Below are 17,522 nucleotides of genomic sequence, written 5' to 3'. Positions count from 1 at the left end.
CCGCCGGGCCTAGGGCTTGCGGAGGAGGGTCACCACCGCCGCTCCGCCGAGCCCGATGTTGTGCGCGAGCCCCACCCGTGCGCCCGCCACCTGCCGCGCCCCCGCCTGTCCGCGAAGCTGCCAGGTCAGCTCGGCGGCCTGGGCGAGGCCGGTGGCGCCCAGCGGGTGGCCCTTGGAGATCAGCCCGCCGGACGGATTGACCACCCAGCGCCCCCCGTACGTCGTCGCGCCGGACTCGACGAGCTTGCCGGAGGCTCCGTCGGGGCACATGCCCAGCGCCTCGTAGGTCAGCAGCTCGTTCACGGAGAAGCAGTCGTGCAGTTCGATCACGTCGACGTCCTCGATGCCGAGCCCGGCGCTCTCGTACGCCCGGTGGGCGGCGGCCCGCGACATGGGCCTGCCGACGACGTCGATGCAGAAGCCGGCGGCGAAGGACTCCTCGGTGTCGGTGGCCATGGCCTGCCCGGCGATCTCCACGGCCTTCTCCAGCAGGCCGTGCCGCACGACGAAGCGTTCGGAGACGACGACGGCCGCCGCCGCGCCGTCCGAGGTCGGCGAGCACTGGAGCTTGGTCAGCGGCCGGTGGACGGTCCTCGCCGCGAGGACCTCGTCCACCGTGTACGGGTCCCGGAACTGGGCGTACGGGTTGTTCACCGAGTGCCGGTGGTTCTTCGCGCCGACCGCCGCGAGCTGGGCCTCGGTCGTGCCGTACCGCTCCATGTGCTCGCGGGCGGCGTTGCCGAAGATCTGGGCGGTGGGCGGCGTCCTCTCGAAGCCGTGCCGGGCGGCCATGACGCCGTAGTGGCGGGCCACGGGCGAGGTCGTGAAGTCCCCGCCGTCGCTTCCGCCGCCGAGCGCGCCGCGCTTCATCTTCTCGAAGCCGAGCGCGAGCACGCAGTCCGCGAGGCCGCCCCGGACGAACTGCCGCGCCATCATCAGGGCGGTCGAGCCGGTGGCGCAGTTGTTGTTGACGTTGTAGACGGGGACACCGGTCAACCCCAGTTCGTACGCGGCCCGTTGACCGGCCGTGGACGCCTGGAAGCAGTGTCCGACGGGCACCTGCTGGACCTGCTCGTACGCGATCCCGGCGTCGTCGAGCGCCGCCTGGCCCGCCTCCCTGGCCATGTCCCAGTACTGCCAGTCCCGTGACTCGGGCTTCTCGAACTTCGTCATTCCGACGCCGACGACGTACGCCTTCATGCTGACTCCCCCTGGTGGTCGCGCGGCAGGCCGAGGATGCGCTCGGCGACGACGTTGAGCTGGACCTGGGTGGTGCCGCCCGCGATAGTCAGGCACCGCGACATCAGGAACCCGTGCACGGCCCGCTCCCCCGGCCCCTCCCGCAGCGCCCCTCGCGGGCCGAGGAGTTCGAGCGCGAGTTCGGCGATCTTCTGCTGGTGCGGGGTCTGCACGAGCTTGCGCACGCTCGCCCCCGCGCCCGCCTCCAGCCCGTCGACCTGCTGGAGGGTGGTCCGCAGCCCGATGCAGGCGAGGGCGTGCGCCTCGGCGGCGAGGGCCCCGACGCGGGCCCGCGTCGCGCCGTCGAGGTCGGCGGCGCGGGTGATGAGCGCTTCGAGCCCGGTGTCGAAGGCGACCTGGTCGGCCATGTGGACGCGCTCGTTGCCGAGGGTGTTGCGGGCGACCTGCCAGCCGCCGGTCTCCTCCCCCACCAGCGCGTCCACGGGCAGGACCACGTCGTCGAAGTACACCTCGTTGAAGAGGGAGTCCCCGGTGATCTCCTTCAGCGGGCGGACGTCGATGCCGGGGGTGTTCTTCATGTCGACCAGGAAGTAGCCGAGCCCCTGGTGCTTGCTCGGGGCGTCCGGGGCGGTCCGGGCGAGCAGGATTCCGTGGTCCGCCCACTGGGCGGCGGACGTCCACACCTTCTGCCCGTTGATCCGCCAGCCCGTGCCGTCCTCGGTGCGCTCGGCACGGGTGCGCAGCGAGGCGAGGTCGGACCCGGCCTCCGGCTCGGAGAAGAGCTGGCACCACAGCAGCTCGCCGCGCAGGGTGGGCGGGACGTAACGCTCCTTCTGCTCCTGGGTTCCGTACGCGATGAGTGAGGGCACCACCCAGGTCGAGATCCCGAGCCCGCTGAGGGTGACCCCGGCGTCCGCCAACTCGCGCTGCACGGCGAGCTGTTGGAGCGGTCCCGCGCCGAGCCCGTACGGGGCGGGCAGGTGCGGGGCCGCGTACCCGGTCGGCGCGAGCGCCCGGCGGACCGCGCCCGGATCGAGCCCGCGCACCCCCTCGATCACTTCCCTCGCCCGTTCCCGGTACGTGTCGGCCTCGTCCGGCAGGTCCATGCGCAGCTCGCGCCGGGCCCCGGCGGCGGCCAGCCGCACGGCCCGCAGCCGGTGGCCGTCGCCCGTCCCGGCCAACTGCCGGGCCACCAGGGCCCGGCGCAGGTACAGATGTGCGTCGTGCTCCCAGGTGAACCCGATCCCGCCCAGGATCTGGACGCAGTCCTTGGCGCAGGAGAAGGCGGCGTCGAGCGCGGTCGCGGCGGCGAGGGCGGCGGTGAGCCCCCGCACGTCCGCCGCCTCGTTGACGGCGTTCGCCGCGTCCCACACCAGCGCCCGCGCCTGTTCGACCCGTACCAGCATGTCGGCGCACAGGTGCTTGACCGCCTGGAACTGCCCGATGGGCCGCCCGAACTGCTCGCGCACCTTCGCGTACGCGGTGGCGGTGTCCAGGGCCCATCCGGCGGTGCCGCAGGCGTCGGCCGCGTACAGCACGGCGGTGAGGTCGCCCACCAGGGCGGCCGTCAGGTCGAGTTGCCGCTCCGCGGGCACGAAGGCGCCGCGGACGACGACTTCACCGGTGGGCCGGGTCGGGTCGGCGCTGGTGTGGGTACGCATCTCCAGCCCGTCCGCGTCGACGGCGAGCCACACCACGCCGTGGGCGGACTCGGCGGCGAGCAGGACGAGTTCGGTTCCGGGTCCGGCCCCGAGGACGGGCGGGGCGGTGCCGTCGAGGACGAAGCCGCCGTCCGCGGAGACGGCCGTCAGGGTGCCGGGGCCGGTCGCCGCGGCGGCCACGGGATGCCCGGCGGCGAGCTCGCCCCTCCCGCCCCTGACCAGCAGGTCCGCCGCGAGCACGCTCGGCAGGAAGGGGCCGGGGAGGGCGGCCCGCCCGGTTTCCTCCAGCACGACGGCGAGGTCGAGGAGGCTCCCGCCGCCCTGCGGCAGATGCACGTCGAGGAGCCCCATGGCGGCGGCACCGTCCCAGTACGCCGGCCGCCCGCCGTCCCCTTCCTCCCCGTCGAGGATCTTCCGTATGCCCTGCGGAGGCGCCGCCCGTCCGACCCAGCCGCGTACCGCTTCGGCCAACTCGCGGTGCTCGCGCGTGATTCCGATGCCCATGGCGGTGCAGAGTAGAACACGTTCCATTCTGACGGAAGGTCAGGTGGAGGTCGGATGTGAGCCGGGCCGGACGCGCGTCGGGGCCGTTCGGGAGCCGGGGCCGGACACGGGCCGGGAGGCGGCGAGGCCCCCAGCCGGGAGGTGACGAGGCCCCGCGCCCCCTGCCGTACGGGGAAACGCGGGGCCGTCCGAAGCAGGCGGCCGAGGACCGGACGCGGTCCGCCGGGCCGTCACCGGCTCACTTCCTCCGCCGCCTCTGGCGCCACGCCCCCCATCCGAACAGGACGACGAGAGCGACGAAGAGGATCACGGCGGCAACCTTCCCGGCCGTCCCCTCGGGCCACCAACTCCCCCTGCCGCCCTCCACCGCGAGCAGATGGATCATCATCTCCGGCCCTCCCTCTCAACGCGCCCGAAAGCGCCGCATCAGCACGAACCCGAGAACCGTCAGGGCTCCGACGGCCGAAATCCACACCCCGGGCCCGACGAAGCCCGCGATCATCGTGAGGACGCCGATGAGAACGAGGGCCGCACCGGACAGCAGACCGCCCCAGAGGCCCACCTGGACCCAGACCTCCGCCGACCGGTCCGCGTCGCCGAGCAGCTCCCCGCCGTCAGGCGCTCCGCTTCTCACTCGCCCCGGCCCCGCACGTAGCTGATCGCGAAGAACACGAGCCCGGCCGCCACCACCACCGCGAAGACCGTCCCGAGCCACGGCGGCCCGTCCGGCCCACCTCCCGGAGCCGCCCATTCCGTTACGCGCATCCCGCCCACGCCCCTTCCGCGGCGCACCGTCAGCGCCGTTTCCCGACCTTGAACCACCAGATCGCGGCCATCCCCAGGAAGAAGACCACTCCCACCGTGATCTCTGCCGCCAAACTGTCCATGCCGCCCCCGCCGGCGGCCATGACCGTCATCGCACTCACCCCGCTCACCTCTGTCCCGCCGACGTGAGCGCGATCCAGATTCCGGCTGCGCACAGGAGCGCTCCGCTGCCGATGAGAAGCGCCAGGTAGAAGCGCTGTGTGAAGCGGCTGGTCTCCTCGTTGCGCCAGGAGCGGGCCATCCTGACCTCCGCTCGTACGAGGCGCGGCGCGAACAGCACGAACCCCGCCCCCAGCACCGCGAAGACCCACCCCATCGCCACCCGCACGAGTTCCCCCTCCCGGCCGCCGTGACCTTCCCGGTGCCCCCGGCTCCCCCGTTGAATCCCGCACCCGAAAACTCCGGGCGCGGTTTCCCCGCCCGATGGGAGGACCCCCACTGGCCGTACGCGCCGTAGCCGGGGGCCGCGCCCCGCGCCTCCGGTCGCGTACGGCACCATGACCCCAGTCCGACCCGCCCAGCCGCCGCCCCGCAGGAGAGCCATGACCGCCGCCGCCCCCACGCCCGACACCCTCGCCGCCTTCGAGGCCGCCAAGGGGTTCATGCCGGTCGGCGAAGGGCTCGCCCTGTACGCGGCGGCGGCCGAGGCGGCGCAGCGGCTGCGGCTCCCGGTCCTGGAGGTGGGGACGTACTGCGGGCGCTCCACCCTCCTCCTCGCCGACGCCGCCCGCGCGGCCGGTGTCACGGCCGTCACCGTTGACCACCACCGCGGCAGCGAGGAGCAGCAGCCGGGCTGGGAGTACCACGACCCGACGGTCGTCGACCCGGAGGTCGGCGTCATGGACACCCTGCCCACCTTCCGCCGCACGCTGCGCAGGGCGGGCCTTGAGGAGCACGTCGTCGCGATCGTCGGGAGGTCCCCCCGGGCCGCCCGCCTCTGGGGCACCCCGCTCGCCCTCGTCTTCATCGACGGCGGCCACACCGACGAGCACGCGACCGGCGACTACGAGGGGTGGGCCCCGCACGTCGCGCCCGAGGGGCTCCTGGTCATCCACGACGTCTTCCCCGACCCGGCCGACGGCGGCCAGGCCCCGTACCGCGTGCATCAGCGGGCCCTGGCGTCCGGCGCCTTCACCGAGGTCTCGGTGACCGACTCGCTGCGCGTCCTGCGGCGTACCGGCCCGGGTCTGTGAACGTCCGGCATAGCATCGCCCTGTGTCGTACGACGGTCAGTTCCCCCACGCAGACCCGCCCGAGCCCGAGTTCCGGGAGCCCCCGCGCCGAGGGCGCGGCACCGCGCTCGTCGTGGCCGCCGCCCTCGTGCCCACCGCCCTGGCGGGATGGCTCGTCTGGCAGGCCATGAGCAGCCCGGAGGACGGAACGCCCGCACAGGTGCTCCCGCTGCCGAGCCACAGCGCGGCGGCCTCGGCGCAGGGCAGCCCCGCGCCGCCCTCCGCCACGGCCCCCTCGACCCCCGCCGGCCCGGCGCGGAGCTCCGCGGCGCCGGACCCCGACCCCAAGCCCGGCGGCGGCCCCCTCACCGGCCGCACCGTCGTCGTGGACCCCGGCCACAACCCCGGGAATTTCCGGCACATCCGCGAAATCAATCGCCAGGTGAACATCGGAACGAACAGCAAGGAATGCGACACCACCGGTACGGCGAGCAATGCCGGTTACACCGAGGCGGAATTCACCCTCGATGTTTCGCGCCGACTGAAAACGCTTCTCGAAAAGCAGGGCGCAACCGTCAAATTCACCCAGAACGGCGACCGTCCTTTCGGTCCCTGCATCGACGAGCGCGCCCGTATCGGCAACGAGGCGAAGGCCGACGCCGTCCTGTCCATCCACGCGGACGGCTCCGCGGCCGGCCACCGCGGCTTCCACGTGATCCTGCCCGCGCGGGTGAAGTCCGGGGCCGCGGACACCTCCGCGATCGTGGGCCCCTCGCGCGTGCTGGGCGAGGCCGTCGTCGGCAACTTCGTCCGGGAGACCGGCGACGCACCCGCCAACTACCTGGGCGCACCGAACGGACTGGTGGTCCGCCGGGACCTCGGCGGGCTCAATCTGTCGACCGTCCCGAAGGTCTTCATCGAGTGCGGGAACATGCGCGACCGCGAGGACATCGCCCTGCTGACCGACCCCGCCTGGCGGCAGAAGGCCGCCCGGGGCATGGCCGAGGGCATCGCCGCCTTCCTGAAGGGGTAGGGCTCGGCAGCGCGCTCGAACCACACGGGAACACGCGGTTCGCACACGGGCTTCGCACGCCGGCCGGCGCAGGTTACCGACCGGCAACGAAGAGGACGGTGCCATCGGCCGGACGATACATTCATCCGTACGATGGGCAGCCGCCCCCGAGCTTCGCACCGGGCCCACGCGTGAACCGCGTTGCGCCGGCGCCGCGACAACCGCCCCGATAAGCCCCGAAGAAGACGACTGACAAAGGACTTCACGTGAACATCCGCTCTCTCACACGAGGCGATGGGGTGGTGATCGCAGCAGCGGTGGTGCTGTTCGTCGCCTCGTTCCTCAACCAGTACTCCGTCGACGCGCGCTGCGTCGGCAACTACTGCTCGCCGGGCGTCAGCGTCAACGCCTGGGAACTCCTCGCCACGCTGATGAGCATCTACGTCGCGGGCATCATCGCCGCGGCGCTGATCGTCGTCGCCCGCGCCCTGCCGGGGCAGCGCAAGGTCGCCGGGATCGAGCTCGGCCAGTTCGGGGTCGCACTGGCGATCTTCGCGGCGTGGACGGCGTTCTGGACGATCGTCGACGGCGGCCGCAACGGCGCGGGCATGATCATCGGTCTGATCGGCGCCCTGGTGCTGGCGGCGGGCGCGGTCGCCGCCCCGCTGGTCCCCGCGCTCAAGGCGCCGCTGATGAACGCCCCGAAGCCGGCCGTCCCCGGCCAGCCCTACGGCGCGCAGCCGGGCGCCGGCTACGGCTACCCGGGCGGCCAGCAGCAGTCGTACGGCGGCCAGCCCGCCACCGGCGGTTACGGCTACCCGGCCGGCGCCCAGGACCCGCAGGCCACGGCCGCGCAGCCGCAGGCCGCGCAGGGCGGGCAGGCTCCGGCCGCCACCGACGCGTCGGGCTTCGCGCCGTTCTGGTTCGCGGTGCCGGTGGCGCGTCCGCTGTACCCGGAGGACGGCGCGCCGACGCCGATCGCCGAACTGGCCCCCGGCACCTGGTACTTGGCGGTGGACCAGCGCGGTTCGGGCCTGGTCGCGCAGACCCAGGACGGCCGCCGCGGCCTGCTCCAGGACACCACGGGCATCCAGCGCGGCTGACGCACGCGCCCGCCTCCGGCGGCCCCCGTCCCGGACACCGGGCGGGGGCCGCCGTCTTGTCCGGGCCCGGCCGGGAACCGTACAGTCACCCACATCTGACGCTTCGTCAGTTGTGGCGACGGGAGGTCCCGGCATGCGACTCGGGCTTGCGCTCGGCTACTGGGGGCGCGGCCCCGACCCCGGCCACCTCGCCCTGGTGCAGGAGGCGGAACGGCTGGGTTACGACTCGGTGTGGACCTCCGAGGCCTGGGGCTCGGACGCCTTCACCCCGCTGACCTGGTACGCGGCCCACACCTCCCGCATCAGGCTGGGCACCGCGATCGCGCAGATGGCGGCCCGCTCCCCGACCGCGACGGCCATGCACGCCCTCACCCTGGACCACCTGTCCAGCGGCCGGATGATGCTCGGCCTCGGACTCTCCGGACCGCAGGTGGTGGAGGGCTGGTACGGCCGCCCCTTCCCGCGCAGCCCGCTGACCGCCACGCGGGAGTACGTCGACGTGGTCCGCCAGGTGCTGCGCCGCGAGGCCCCGGTGGAGCTGGCCGGGCGTTTCCACACGCTCCCCTACCGGGGCGAGGACGCCACCGGGACCGGCAAGCCGCTGAAGCCGATCGTGCACCCCCTGCGGGCCGGCCTGCCGGTCCTGCTCGGGGCGGAGGGCCCCCGGAACATCGAGCAGACGACCCGCATCGCGGACGGCTGGCTGCCGCTGTACTGGTCGCCGGCGCGCCCCGACGTCTACCGGCTGCCCGCCCTGCCGCGCGGCTTCGTGGTCGCGCCGCTGGCCCGCGCCCAGGTCTGCGACGACGTCGCCGAGGGCCTGCTCCCGGTGAAGGCGATGCTCGGCTTCTACATCGGCGGCATGGGCCACGCCGCGAGGAACTTCCACGCCGACCTGATGGCGCGCATGGGCTACGCGGAGGAGGCCCGCCGCATCCAGGACCTCTTCCTCGCCGGGCGCAGGCAGGAGGCGGTGCTGGCCGTCCCGGACGCCTTCGCCGACGAGATCTCCCTGGTCGGCCCGCGCGCCCGGATCGCGGAGCGCCTGGAGCTGTGGCGCGCGGGCCCGGTGACGGACCTGCTGGTCACCTCGCCGGACCTGCACACGCTGAGGGTGCTGGCGGAGCTGAACGCCTGAGCGCTACCGGGCGACCGCGGTCCGCCCGTCGAGCTGGGGGCCCGGCCGGCCGGGAAGCTGCGCCGGCGCGCCGCCCTTGGCCAGCTCGCCGGCCGACGGCACCTTGTCGGTGACCTCCGCGCCGGCCCCCTTGCCCGCGTCCTTCACATTGCCGATGACCTTCTCGAAGAGCCCGACCTCGCCCGCTCCGGCAGTGCCCGCCGCCAGCTTGGAGCTGAGGCCCTTGAGGGACTCGATGCCCTCGGAGAGGGGGGCCACGGCCTTCGACAGCAGCGGGTCGCCCTTCGCGTTGTTCACCGCCGCCTTCAGCCTGTTGTACGTGAAGGCTCCCGCGAGGCCCGCCTTGACCAGGGCGAACTTCCGGCCGTCCGCGCCGCTCTTGAACGTGCCCGCCCGGTAGGGCTTCACGATCCACTGGTAGGCCGCCCCGGCGGCCAGCGACGCGTTCGCCACGAACCGGGTCTTGGAGAGCTTCTGCTTCTCGAACTCGCCGGAGGGCGACGCACTCGGGTTGCCCGACGCCGTCGCGTTCGCCGGGCTCGCGTTCTTGTCCTTGTCGTCGCAGGCCGCCAGCGGCATCACCAGCGCGCAGGTCAGCGGCACCGCGACGAGCGCGCGGCGGGCGGGGGTGGCGGTGAGGGCGTTACGGGGCACGGCGGGGCCTCCCGGGGCCGGTTGCGAGGACAGCTCTTTCCCGCAGCGTCGCCCGCACCCCGCCCGCCCACCACCAGGGCAGGGCCATCCGGGTTTGACGCGTTCTTTATCGGCAACATGTTCGGCATGCCGACACGCACGCGCACCGGAAATCCCGCCGCGACGCTGATCGCCGTCGTCGCGGACATCGCCGCCCTGATCCTGGGCCTGTGGATTCTGTTCTACCTACTGGACGCCAACCAGGGGAACGCGCTGGTCGGCTTCGTCAAGGACGCCGCGCACTGGCTGGCGGGCTGGTCCTACGACCTGTTCACCTTCGACGAGGAGTGGGCGCGCGTGGTGGCCGGTTACGGTCTGCCCGCCGTGGTCTACCTGTTCGTCGGCCACGCCGTCGCGGGCGCGGTACGCCGCCGCTGACCCGCCCCGCCCCCCTCGCGCGGCCTCAGCAGCAGTCCGGGTCCAGACCCCGCGGCAGCCGTTCGCCGCCGAACACCGCGCAGGTGGGCTCGTGGCCGCCGAGCGCGGCCACGGCGAGCAGCAGGGAGCCCGCCGTCCAGGTGGTGAGCTCGCGGGGCCAGATCGCCTGGTCGTCGAAGACGTACCCCGTCCAGTACAGCCCGCTGCCGTCGTCGGCGCGCAGGTGCTGGACGTCCTGGAGGATCTCCAGCGCCCGGTCCGACTCCCCCGTCGCCCACAGCGCCAGGGCCAGTTCGCAGCTCTCGCCGCCGGTGACCCAGGGGTTGGGCAGCACGCAGCGCACGCCGAGGCCCGGCACGACGAAGTCGTCCCACTGGGCCTCGATGCGCTCCTTGGCGGCGGGCCCGGTGAGCGCGCCGGCCAGCACCGGGTAGTACCAGTCCATCGAGTAGCGGTTCTTGTCGAGGAAGCGCTCGGGGTGCTTCTCGATCGCGTGCCGGAGCGCGCCGAGGGCCAGCTCCCAGTCGGGCTGCGGCTCCTCGCGCTGCTCGGCGAGTGCCAGCGCGCACCGCAGGGCCTGGTGGATGGACGAACTCCCGGTCAGCAGCGCGTCGTTGACGGGGGTGCCGTCCTCCTCGCGCTTCCAGCCGATCTCGCCGCCGGGCTGCTGGAGGGCGAGCACGAACTCCACCGCCGCGTACACCGCGGGCCACATCCGGTCGGCGAAGGCGTCGTCGCCGGTGGCGAGGTAGTGGTGCCAGACGCCCACCGCGAGGTACGCGCAGAAGTTGGTCTCGCGGGCGCGGTCGGTGGGGCGGGCGTGGTCGCCGTCGTGGTAGGCGGCGTACCAGGAGCCGTCCGCGTTCTGGTGCCTGGCCAGCCACGCGTACGCCCGGGCCGCCGCCTCGTGCTCGCCGGCCGCGTCCAGCGCCATGGCGGCCTCGGTGTGGTCCCACGGGTCGAGGTGGTGGCCCCTGAACCACGGAATAGCGCCGTCCGGGCGCTGCACGGCGAGTATCCCGGCGACCGTCTCGGCGACCTGAGAGGCCGTCAGGACACCGTCCAGGACGAGGTGTTCGGTGTATCCGGGGCTCGTCACTTGGCGTCCGTACCGGTCGCGGCGGCGGGGAGGTGCGGCTTGGTGGCGTACGCGACGAAGCTCTTGCCGATGACGGGGTTGAGGGCCTGCTCGGCGACCTTGGTGAGCAGCGGCTTCTTCATGATGTCCCAGACCAGCAGCTTGTGGTACGCCTTCACCGGCAGCGCCTTGTCGTTGTCGACGCCGAAGGCGCACTTGAGCCACCAGTACGGCGAGTGCAGGGCGTGCGCGTGGTGCTGCCCGTACGGCCGGAGCCCCGCCTCCCGCATCCTGCCGAGCAGCTCGTCCGCCTTGTAGATGCGGATGTGCCCGCCCTCGACCTCGTGGTACGCGTCGGAGAGCGCCCAGCAGACCTTCTCGGGCCCGTAGCGCGGCACGGTGACGGCGATGCGGCCGCCCGGCTTGAGCACCCGCACCATCTCCGCCAGCACGCCCTTGTCGTCGGGGATGTGCTCCATGACCTCGCTGATGATCACGACGTCGAAGGAGGCGTCGGGGAAGGGCAGGTTGAGCGCGTCGCCCTCCATGGCGGTGGCCGTCGCGCCCTCCGGCGCCTCCCCCGCCTCCTTCATGGCGGCGAACCACTTCGCGACCTCGCGGATCTCCTCGGCGTTCCGGTCGAGGGCCACCACCCGGGCGCCGCGCCGGTAGCACTCGAAGGCGTGCCGCCCGGCGCCGCAGCCCAGGTCGAGGACGCGGTCGCCCGGGGCGAGCGGGAAGCGGGAGAAGTCCACGGTCAGCACGGGTGCTCAGCTTTCGTCCGGCGGCGGGTGAAACGGTCTTGCGTACGTCGAGCGGCTTGCGGCGCCCACGTGTCGGGGCAGCCGCGTCGGGGCCTACGGCCTGGGTGCGCGGGCCTGGGCGGCGATGGCCGCCCGGTAGCGTTCGGCGGTGCCGATGGCGGCCCGGCGCCAGGTGAACTTCTCCAGCACGCGGGCGCGGCCGGCGGCCCCGATCCTGGCGCGGAGGCCGTCGTCGCCCAGCAGCCGCGAGAGCTGCCCGGCGAGGGCGTCCGGGTCCCCGGGCGGCACGGCGAGGCAGGTCGCCCCGTCGGGCCCGGCGACCTCCGGGATCGCGCCGCCCGTCGTCGCGACGAGCGGGGTGCCGGTGGCCATCGCCTCGGCCGCCGGCAGCGAGAACCCTTCGTACAGCGAGGGCACGCAGGCCACCTGTGCGCCCCGCACGAGATCGACCAGCTCCGCGTCGCTGATCCCCTTGACGAACTCGATGGCGCGGCCGAGTCCGTGCCGCTCGATGGCCTGGGCGACGGGTCCGTCCTCGGCGCGTCTGCCGACGACGACGAGATGGGCGTCGGGCCGCTCGGAGCGCAGCTTGGCGAGCGCTTCGACGAGGTGCACGAGCCCCTTGAGCGGGACATCGGCGCTGGAGGTGGTGACGATGCGCCCCGGCACCTGCGGCACGGCCGGGTCCGGCGACCACAGCTCGGTGTCCGCCCCGATGTGCACGACGTGGACCCGCTCGGGCCGCACCCCGAGGTGCTCGACGATCTCGGCCTGCGAGGACCCGGAGACGGTCAGCACGGACGGCAGCCGCCGGGCGACCCGCTTCTGCATGCGCGTGAACCCGTACCAGCGGCGTACGGAGGCCCGCTTGAGCCAGGTCCCGGCGGCGTCGAGGTCGAGCTGCCGGTCGACGGTGATGGGGTGGTGGATGGTCGTCACGAGCGGTGCGCCGAGGTCGCCGAGGAGCCCGTACCCGAGGGTCTGGTTGTCGTGGACCACGTCGAACTCCCCCTTCCTGGCGGCCAGATGGCGCTTGGCCCGCAGCGAGAAGGTGAGCGGCTCGGGGAACCCGCCGGTGCGCATGGTCGCGAACTCGACCGCGTCCACCCAGTCCCGGAACTCGTCCCGCCCGGGGGTGCGGAAGGGGTCGGGGCTGCGGTACAGGTCCAGGCTCGGCAGCTCGGTGAGCGGCACGCCGCCGTCCAGCACCGGATAGGGCTGGGCGCCCAGCACCTCCACGCTGTGCCCGAGCCGCGCCAGCTCGCGCGACAGATGGCGCACGTACACGCCCTGCCCGCCGCAGAACGGGTTCCCCTTGTACGAGAGGAGCGCGACGCGCAGCGGCCGGTCGCTCCCGGCACTCCCGGCATCGGTGTCGACCCCGGCACGGGGGCCCGCGGTCACGGCCTCAGCGGTCACTCTCGGCCCCCTTCTTGACGCACTTCCGCCGGAGCGTATCCGCTGGCGCTAATCTAGAACAAGTTCCAGTGTTGATCGAACACGGAGCTTTGAATCTACCGGCAGGACGGAGCGGCGTAAGGTCCGGATCAGGTGATTCGCGCCACGACGCACTGAGCGCACCGAGTACGACACGGGGACACGGGGTCAGATGACAGCGGAAGCCAGCACACCCACCGGCACCGGCACGGGCTCGCCCCGGGGCGTCACCCCGGGCACCCCTCCCCTCACGGAACGCCAGGAGGCCCGCCGCCGCCGCATCCTGCACGCGAGCGCCCAGCTGGCGAGCCGGGGCGGCTTCGAAGCGGTCCAGATGCGCGAGGTGGCCGAAGCCGCCGAAGTGGCCCTGGGCACCCTCTACCGCTACTTCCCCTCCAAGATCCACCTCCTGGTCGCCACCATGCAGGACCAGCTCAGCCACCTCCACACCACCCTCCGCAAACGCCCCCCGGCGACCTCCTCCCCCTCCGAACGCGTCGCCGAGACCCTGATGCGCGCCTTCCGCGCCCTGCAACGCGAACCGAACCTCGCGGACGCGATGGTCCGCGCCCTGACCTTCGCCGACCGCTCGGTGAGCCCCGAGGTCGACACGGTCTCCCGCCAGACCACCGCGATCATCCTCGACGCGATGGGCCTGACCGCCCCGGCCGACCGCCCCACCCCCGAACAGCTCTCCGCGGTCCGCGTCATCGAACACACCTGGCACTCGGCCCTGATCACCTGGCTCTCGGGCCGCGCCTCCATCGCCCAGGTCAAGATCGACATCGAAACGGTGTGCCGCTTGATCGACCTGACGGCGGAGGAGGGCTGAGGGGCCGCAGCCCTCGCCGCCCGGGGCGGGCCCGGACGGCAACTCCGGGACCCCTGTCACCGTGCCGTGTACGCCACCGGGTCCGACCCCGGGACCGGCTCCGCGTGGCCCAGTTTCACCAGGCGGCGCAGGTGGGCCTCCGCCTCGGAGACCGCGATGTTGCGGGAGCCGTGGGGGATCCGGTCCCAGGGGCGGTTCCACTCCATGCGCTCGGCGAGCTGCCAGGGGGTGAGGGGGGTCGCGAGGAGGGCGCGGAGGCCGGTGAGGCGGGCCTCGTGGTGGGCGAGGAGTTCGGTGACGCGCTCGCGGGGGTTCGTGAAGGCGTGCTGGTGGGCCGGGAGGACCTCGGCGGCGTCGAGGCGCGCGACGCGTTCGAGGGAGGAGAGGTAGTCGCCCAGGGGGTCGGTGACCGTGGTGTCCTCGGGGTCCTCGTAGAGGCCGATGTGCGGGGAGATGCCGGGGAGCAGGTGGTCGCCGGAGAAGAGGCGGCCCCGGCCGGGGAGGTTGGCCGGGTGGGCCTCCTCCAGGTGGAGGCAGACGTGGCCCGGCGTGTGGCCGGGGGTCCAGATCGCGCGCAGCGCGCGGCCCGCGAGGGGGAGGAGGTCGCCGGGGGTGATCTCGCGGTCGGGGAGGGCCGCGTGCAGGCCGGGGAGGGTGCGCATGCGGCCCGAGTCGCGGGCGGCACGGAGTGGGGCGAGGTGGTCGGGCGGGGCGCCGGCGGAGGCGAGTTTGGCGGTGAGGTAGTCGAGCCAGACGCCCGGTTCGGCGCTGCGGGTGCGGCGGACCACCTCCGCGTCGGCGGCGTGCATCGCGATCCACGCGCCGGAGGCTTCCCGGACCTGCCCGGAGAGGCCGTGGTGGTCGGGGTGGTGGTGGGTGACGAGGACGCCGTGGATGTCCTCGATGCGCACGTGGAGGGAGGCGAGGCCCGCGGTGAGGGCGTCCCAGGAGGCGGGGTCGTCCCAGCCGGTGTCGATGAGGACCGGGCCCCGGTCGGTGTCCAGGAGGTGGACGAGGGTGTGGCCCAGGGGGTTGTCGGGGATCGGGACCTCGATGCTCCAGACGCCGCCGCCGTGGTCGATGGTGGCGGGTGCGGCCGCGTCCTCGCCGGTCCGCCCGGCCGTGCGCTGCGTCATGGCTCCCCCAACTGTGCCGTGCCGTGCAGGACTTGACTCGCGGCCACTATAACTAGAACCGGTTCCAGCGGGGGTCGGGGACTGAACCCCGAGGCCGGTAGGGGGTGTTGTCGGGGGCGGGGCATGGTTGTCCCCGATGGGCCGGGTGTCCGTGCACGGACAGGATTCGGGGCATGACGAACACGACGTACGCAGCCCCCGCCCCCTCCCGCCCCACCGCGGCCGCCCTCGTCGCCGGGCCCGTCGCCCTGGTCGCGTACGGCCTCATCCGGCTGTTCAGCGAGCGCGGCACGCCCGGCGCCGGATGGACGGCGGGGCATCTCGCCATGCTGGCGGGGTTACTGCTCTTCGTTCCGGTGCTGCTGCACCTGCGAAGACTGGTCCCGGAGCGGCGGCGGGTCCCGGCCGCCGTGGCGCTCGGGGCCGGGCTGGCGGGGCTGCTCGCCACCGCCGTGCAGGCCGTCGTCGACCTCGCGGCCGGGCTCCTGGCGGACGACCGGGCCGGGATGGTCGAGATCTTCCGGGAGGTGAAGGCGGTCCCGGGGGCGGAGGCCGTCGTGTACGGGGTGGTCCCGCCGCTCCTCTTCCTCGGCCTGACCGTCCTGGCCGCCCTCACCTCGCTCCCGGCGCGGACGCGGGCCCTCACGGCCGGCGCCCTCGCCCTCGGCGCCGTCCTGATGGCCGTCGACCTCGACTTCCTCTCGCTGGGCGGCCTGTGCTTCCTGATCGCCCTCGCCCCGCTCGCCCCGGGCGGCCGGGCCGCGCCCCTTCCCCGCACGAACTAGAACTGGTATCAGTTCGGTGAGGAAAGCTGATAGGACGTCAGCAACAGGCGCGCACCGGGCCGGACTTGCGGGAGGCAGCAGCCATGACCGAACTCGTGGAACACCAACAGCTCTACATCGCAGGGCAGTTGACCGACCCCCACGGCACGGACGTCATCGAGGTCGTCTCCCCGCACACCGAGCAGGTGATCGGCCGCGTCCCGCACGCCGACCGCGCCGACGTGGACCGCGCGGTCGCCGCCGCCCGCAGGGCCTTCGACACCGGCGAGTGGCCCCGTACGACGCTGGACGAGCGGATCGCGGTCGTCACCCGCATCAAGGACGCCATCGCGGTGCGGCACGAGGAGCTCGCCCGGCTCATCTCCGCCGAGAACGGCACCCCGTACACCGCGAGCGTCATGATGCAGGCGCTCGCCGCGATGATGGTCTGGGACTCGGCGATCAAGGTCGCGCAGGAGGTGCCGTTCGAGACGGGACGGACGGGGGTGCTGGGGAATCTGCTCATCCGGCGCGAGCCCGTCGGGGTCGTCGCGGCGGTCGTGCCGTGGAACGTCCCGCAGTTCACCGCTGCCGCCAAGCTCGCGCCCGCGCTGCTCGCCGGGTGCACGGTCGTGCTGAAGGTCTCGCCGGAGACGCCCCTCGACTCGTACCTCCTCGCGGAGATCTGCACGGAGGCCGGGCTGCCGGAGGGCGTGCTGTCGATCATCCCGGCGGACCGGGAGGTCAGCGAGTACCTGGTCGGGCACCCGGACGTCGACAAGGTGTCCTTCACCGGCTCCGTCGCGGCGGGCCGGCGGGTCATGGAGGTCGCCTCCCGCAACCTGACCCGCGTGACGCTGGAGCTGGGCGGCAAGTCGGCCGCCGTGATCCTCCCGGACGCCGACCTCGCCACGACCGTCGCGGGTCTGGCCCCCTTCTCCTGGATGCTCAACGGGCAGGCGTGCGTCGCCCAGACCCGCATCCTGGCCCCCGCCGCCCGCTACGAGGAGTTCGCGGAGGCCTTCGCGGCGGCGGCGGACGCCCTCAAGGTCGGCGACCCGATGGACCCCGCCACCGAGGTCGGCCCGCTGGTCGCCCGCCGCCAGCAGCAGCGTTCCCTGGACTACATCCGCATCGGCCAGGAGGAGGGCGCGAAGATCCTCGCGGGCGGCGGACGGCCGGCCGGCCGGGAACGCGGCTGGTACGTCGAGCCGACCCTCTTCGGCGCGGTCGACAACTCCATGCGGATCGCCCGCGAGGAGATCTTCGGGCCGGTGATCTGCCTGCTGCCGTACGAGGACGAGGCGCAGGCCGTCCGCATCGCCAACGACTCCGAGTACGGGCTGAGCGGCAGCGTCTGGACGGCGGACGTCGAGCGCGGCATCGAGGTCGCGCGCTCGGTGCGCACCGGAACGTACTCCGTGAACACCTTCAGCATGGACATGATGGGCCCGTTCGGCGGCTACAAGAACTCCGGCCTGGGGCGGGAGTTCGGCCCCGAGGGGTACGGGGAGTACCTGGAGCACAAGATGATCCACCTCCCCTCCGGCTACGCGCCCGGGGCGGACGCCTGATGGGCGACCGCTGGCGGGTCGAGGTGGACCGGGGGGTGTGCATCGGCTCCGGGATGTGCGTGAACACGGCCCCGTCCGCCTTCCGCCTGGACTCCGCCCGGCAGTCGCACCCGGTGGTCTCCGCCGTGGACGCCGACGAGGACGTGCTGGCGGCGGCGGAGGGCTGCCCGGTGGAGGCGATCGCGATCGCCCTGCGGGACTCGGGCGAGGCGGTGTTCCCGCCCGAGGAGTAGCTCCGCCCCGGGAGGGCG

General features: G+C 73.4%; 21 protein-coding genes. 9 read left to right on the top strand and 12 right to left on the bottom strand.

Going from position 1 to position 17,522, the window contains the following annotated elements; genetic code table 11:
- Positions 1 to 9: 9 nt before the first annotated feature.
- The 7 genes from ACIP93_RS10345 to ACIP93_RS10315 form a co-directional block, all read right to left on the bottom strand.
- Positions 10 to 1,200, bottom strand: coding sequence for a lipid-transfer protein (locus ACIP93_RS10345; protein ID WP_401757337.1), 1,191 nt, complete (start codon positions 1,198 to 1,200; stop codon positions 10 to 12).
- Positions 1,197 to 3,365, bottom strand: coding sequence for an acyl-CoA dehydrogenase (locus ACIP93_RS10340; RefSeq protein ID WP_401757335.1), 2,169 nt, complete (start codon positions 3,363 to 3,365; stop codon positions 1,197 to 1,199). Before ACIP93_RS10340 ends, ACIP93_RS10345 begins: the two co-directional genes overlap by 4 nt.
- Before the next feature lie 238 nt (positions 3,366 to 3,603).
- Positions 3,604 to 3,753 (bottom strand): hypothetical protein, encoded by a 150-nt coding sequence (locus tag ACIP93_RS10335; RefSeq protein WP_345223395.1) that lies wholly within the window; start codon positions 3,751 to 3,753, stop codon positions 3,604 to 3,606.
- A gap of 15 nt (positions 3,754 to 3,768) precedes the next feature.
- Positions 3,769 to 3,999 (bottom strand): hypothetical protein, encoded by a 231-nt coding sequence (locus ACIP93_RS10330; RefSeq protein ID WP_401757333.1) that lies wholly within the window; start codon positions 3,997 to 3,999, stop codon positions 3,769 to 3,771.
- Positions 3,996 to 4,130, bottom strand: a complete 135-nt coding sequence (locus ACIP93_RS10325) for a hypothetical protein (RefSeq protein ID WP_401757331.1) — start codon at positions 4,128 to 4,130, stop codon at positions 3,996 to 3,998. The genes ACIP93_RS10330 and ACIP93_RS10325 overlap by 4 nt, the downstream gene beginning before the upstream one ends.
- A 29-nt stretch (positions 4,131 to 4,159) precedes the next feature.
- A complete protein-coding gene (locus ACIP93_RS10320) occupies positions 4,160 to 4,291 on the bottom strand; it encodes a hypothetical protein (RefSeq protein ID WP_401757329.1) in 132 nt (43 codons plus the stop codon).
- A gap of 5 nt (positions 4,292 to 4,296) precedes the next feature.
- The gene (locus ACIP93_RS10315; RefSeq protein ID WP_401757327.1) at positions 4,297 to 4,518 is read right to left on the bottom strand and encodes a hypothetical protein; all 222 of its coding nucleotides are present in this window, start codon (positions 4,516 to 4,518) and stop codon (positions 4,297 to 4,299) included.
- A 214-nt stretch (positions 4,519 to 4,732) separates the two neighbouring features.
- On the opposite strand from ACIP93_RS10315, the gene ACIP93_RS10310 reads away from it, so the two are divergent.
- From ACIP93_RS10310 to ACIP93_RS10295, 4 genes are all read left to right on the top strand, one after another.
- A complete protein-coding gene (locus ACIP93_RS10310; protein WP_345223385.1) occupies positions 4,733 to 5,383 on the top strand; it encodes a class I SAM-dependent methyltransferase in 651 nt (216 codons plus the stop codon).
- 22 nt (positions 5,384 to 5,405) lie between these two features.
- Complete coding sequence (locus tag ACIP93_RS10305; RefSeq protein WP_401757325.1) at positions 5,406 to 6,395, top strand: N-acetylmuramoyl-L-alanine amidase; 990 nt, start codon at positions 5,406 to 5,408, stop codon at positions 6,393 to 6,395.
- A 245-nt stretch (positions 6,396 to 6,640) separates the two neighbouring features.
- A complete protein-coding gene (locus ACIP93_RS10300; RefSeq protein WP_345223382.1) occupies positions 6,641 to 7,477 on the top strand; it encodes a hypothetical protein in 837 nt (278 codons plus the stop codon).
- A 133-nt stretch (positions 7,478 to 7,610) separates the two neighbouring features.
- A complete protein-coding gene (locus ACIP93_RS10295) occupies positions 7,611 to 8,615 on the top strand; it encodes an LLM class F420-dependent oxidoreductase (protein ID WP_401757323.1) in 1,005 nt (334 codons plus the stop codon).
- A 3-nt stretch (positions 8,616 to 8,618) separates the two neighbouring features.
- Here the strand turns inward: ACIP93_RS10295 and ACIP93_RS10290 are convergent, their stop codons facing one another.
- Complete coding sequence (locus ACIP93_RS10290) at positions 8,619 to 9,194, bottom strand: hypothetical protein (RefSeq protein WP_401757929.1); 576 nt, start codon at positions 9,192 to 9,194, stop codon at positions 8,619 to 8,621.
- 201 nt (positions 9,195 to 9,395) lie between these two features.
- Between ACIP93_RS10290 and ACIP93_RS10285 the strand changes: the two genes are divergently transcribed.
- Positions 9,396 to 9,686, top strand: coding sequence for a hypothetical protein (locus ACIP93_RS10285; RefSeq protein WP_345223377.1), 291 nt, complete (start codon positions 9,396 to 9,398; stop codon positions 9,684 to 9,686).
- Positions 9,687 to 9,711: 25 nt separating this feature from the next.
- Here ACIP93_RS10285 and ACIP93_RS10280 read toward each other — a convergent pair whose 3' ends face one another.
- From ACIP93_RS10280 to ACIP93_RS10270, 3 genes are all read right to left on the bottom strand, one after another.
- Positions 9,712 to 10,785 (bottom strand): prenyltransferase, encoded by a 1,074-nt coding sequence (locus ACIP93_RS10280; protein WP_345223376.1) that lies wholly within the window; start codon positions 10,783 to 10,785, stop codon positions 9,712 to 9,714.
- Positions 10,782 to 11,528, bottom strand: a complete 747-nt coding sequence (locus ACIP93_RS10275; protein WP_345223375.1) for a class I SAM-dependent methyltransferase — start codon at positions 11,526 to 11,528, stop codon at positions 10,782 to 10,784. Before ACIP93_RS10275 ends, ACIP93_RS10280 begins: the two co-directional genes overlap by 4 nt.
- A 93-nt stretch (positions 11,529 to 11,621) precedes the next feature.
- Positions 11,622 to 12,947, bottom strand: a complete 1,326-nt coding sequence (locus ACIP93_RS10270; protein WP_401757320.1) for a glycosyltransferase family 4 protein — start codon at positions 12,945 to 12,947, stop codon at positions 11,622 to 11,624.
- Positions 12,948 to 13,137: 190 nt separating this feature from the next.
- Here ACIP93_RS10270 and ACIP93_RS10265 point away from each other — a divergent pair, with 190 nt between their 5' ends.
- Entirely contained in the window at positions 13,138 to 13,797 is a 660-nt protein-coding gene (locus tag ACIP93_RS10265) for a TetR family transcriptional regulator (protein WP_345223372.1), read from the top strand.
- A 56-nt stretch (positions 13,798 to 13,853) separates the two neighbouring features.
- Here the strand turns inward: ACIP93_RS10265 and ACIP93_RS10260 are convergent, their stop codons facing one another.
- A complete protein-coding gene (locus tag ACIP93_RS10260) occupies positions 13,854 to 14,933 on the bottom strand; it encodes an MBL fold metallo-hydrolase (protein ID WP_401757318.1) in 1,080 nt (359 codons plus the stop codon).
- 173 nt (positions 14,934 to 15,106) lie between these two features.
- Here ACIP93_RS10260 and ACIP93_RS10255 point away from each other — a divergent pair, with 173 nt between their 5' ends.
- The 3 genes from ACIP93_RS10255 to ACIP93_RS10245 all read left to right on the top strand — a co-directional run bounded on the left by ACIP93_RS10255 (position 15,107) and on the right by ACIP93_RS10245 (position 17,504).
- On the top strand, positions 15,107 to 15,718 hold the full coding sequence (locus ACIP93_RS10255) for a hypothetical protein (RefSeq protein WP_401757316.1): 612 nt from the start codon (positions 15,107 to 15,109) through the stop codon (positions 15,716 to 15,718).
- Between the two features lie 83 nt (positions 15,719 to 15,801).
- Entirely contained in the window at positions 15,802 to 17,271 is a 1,470-nt protein-coding gene (locus ACIP93_RS10250) for an aldehyde dehydrogenase (RefSeq protein WP_401757314.1), read from the top strand.
- Positions 17,271 to 17,504 (top strand): ferredoxin, encoded by a 234-nt coding sequence (locus ACIP93_RS10245; RefSeq protein WP_345223354.1) that lies wholly within the window; start codon positions 17,271 to 17,273, stop codon positions 17,502 to 17,504. Before ACIP93_RS10250 ends, ACIP93_RS10245 begins: the two co-directional genes overlap by 1 nt.
- Positions 17,505 to 17,522: the final 18 nt, after the last annotated feature.

This window comes from Streptomyces sp. NPDC088745, assembly GCF_044751045.1.
Classification (GTDB): Bacteria; Actinomycetota; Actinomycetes; order Streptomycetales; family Streptomycetaceae; genus Streptomyces; species Streptomyces cremeus.
Note: the sequence above shows the minus strand (reverse complement) of the source record. Positions and strands in the feature narration are given on the sequence as shown.

Coding starts and splice junctions, on each gene's coding strand:
- ACIP93_RS10255 (WP_401757316.1), top strand. CDS start 15,107: ATGACGAACACGACGTACGCAGCCCCCGCCCCCTCCCGCCCCACCGCG.
- ACIP93_RS10250 (WP_401757314.1), top strand. CDS start 15,802: ATGACCGAACTCGTGGAACACCAACAGCTCTACATCGCAGGGCAGTTG.
- ACIP93_RS10340 (WP_401757335.1), bottom strand. CDS start 3,365: ATGGGCATCGGAATCACGCGCGAGCACCGCGAGTTGGCCGAAGCGGTA.
- ACIP93_RS10265 (WP_345223372.1), top strand. CDS start 13,138: ATGACAGCGGAAGCCAGCACACCCACCGGCACCGGCACGGGCTCGCCC.
- ACIP93_RS10345 (WP_401757337.1), bottom strand. CDS start 1,200: ATGAAGGCGTACGTCGTCGGCGTCGGAATGACGAAGTTCGAGAAGCCC.
- ACIP93_RS10260 (WP_401757318.1), bottom strand. CDS start 14,933: ATGACGCAGCGCACGGCCGGGCGGACCGGCGAGGACGCGGCCGCACCC.
- ACIP93_RS10295 (WP_401757323.1), top strand. CDS start 7,611: ATGCGACTCGGGCTTGCGCTCGGCTACTGGGGGCGCGGCCCCGACCCC.
- ACIP93_RS10325 (WP_401757331.1), bottom strand. CDS start 4,130: ATGCGCGTAACGGAATGGGCGGCTCCGGGAGGTGGGCCGGACGGGCCG.
- ACIP93_RS10290 (WP_401757929.1), bottom strand. CDS start 9,194: ATGCCGCTGGCGGCCTGCGACGACAAGGACAAGAACGCGAGCCCGGCG.
- ACIP93_RS10335 (WP_345223395.1), bottom strand. CDS start 3,753: ATGATGATCCATCTGCTCGCGGTGGAGGGCGGCAGGGGGAGTTGGTGG.
- ACIP93_RS10310 (WP_345223385.1), top strand. CDS start 4,733: ATGACCGCCGCCGCCCCCACGCCCGACACCCTCGCCGCCTTCGAGGCC.
- ACIP93_RS10245 (WP_345223354.1), top strand. CDS start 17,271: ATGGGCGACCGCTGGCGGGTCGAGGTGGACCGGGGGGTGTGCATCGGC.
- ACIP93_RS10285 (WP_345223377.1), top strand. CDS start 9,396: ATGCCGACACGCACGCGCACCGGAAATCCCGCCGCGACGCTGATCGCC.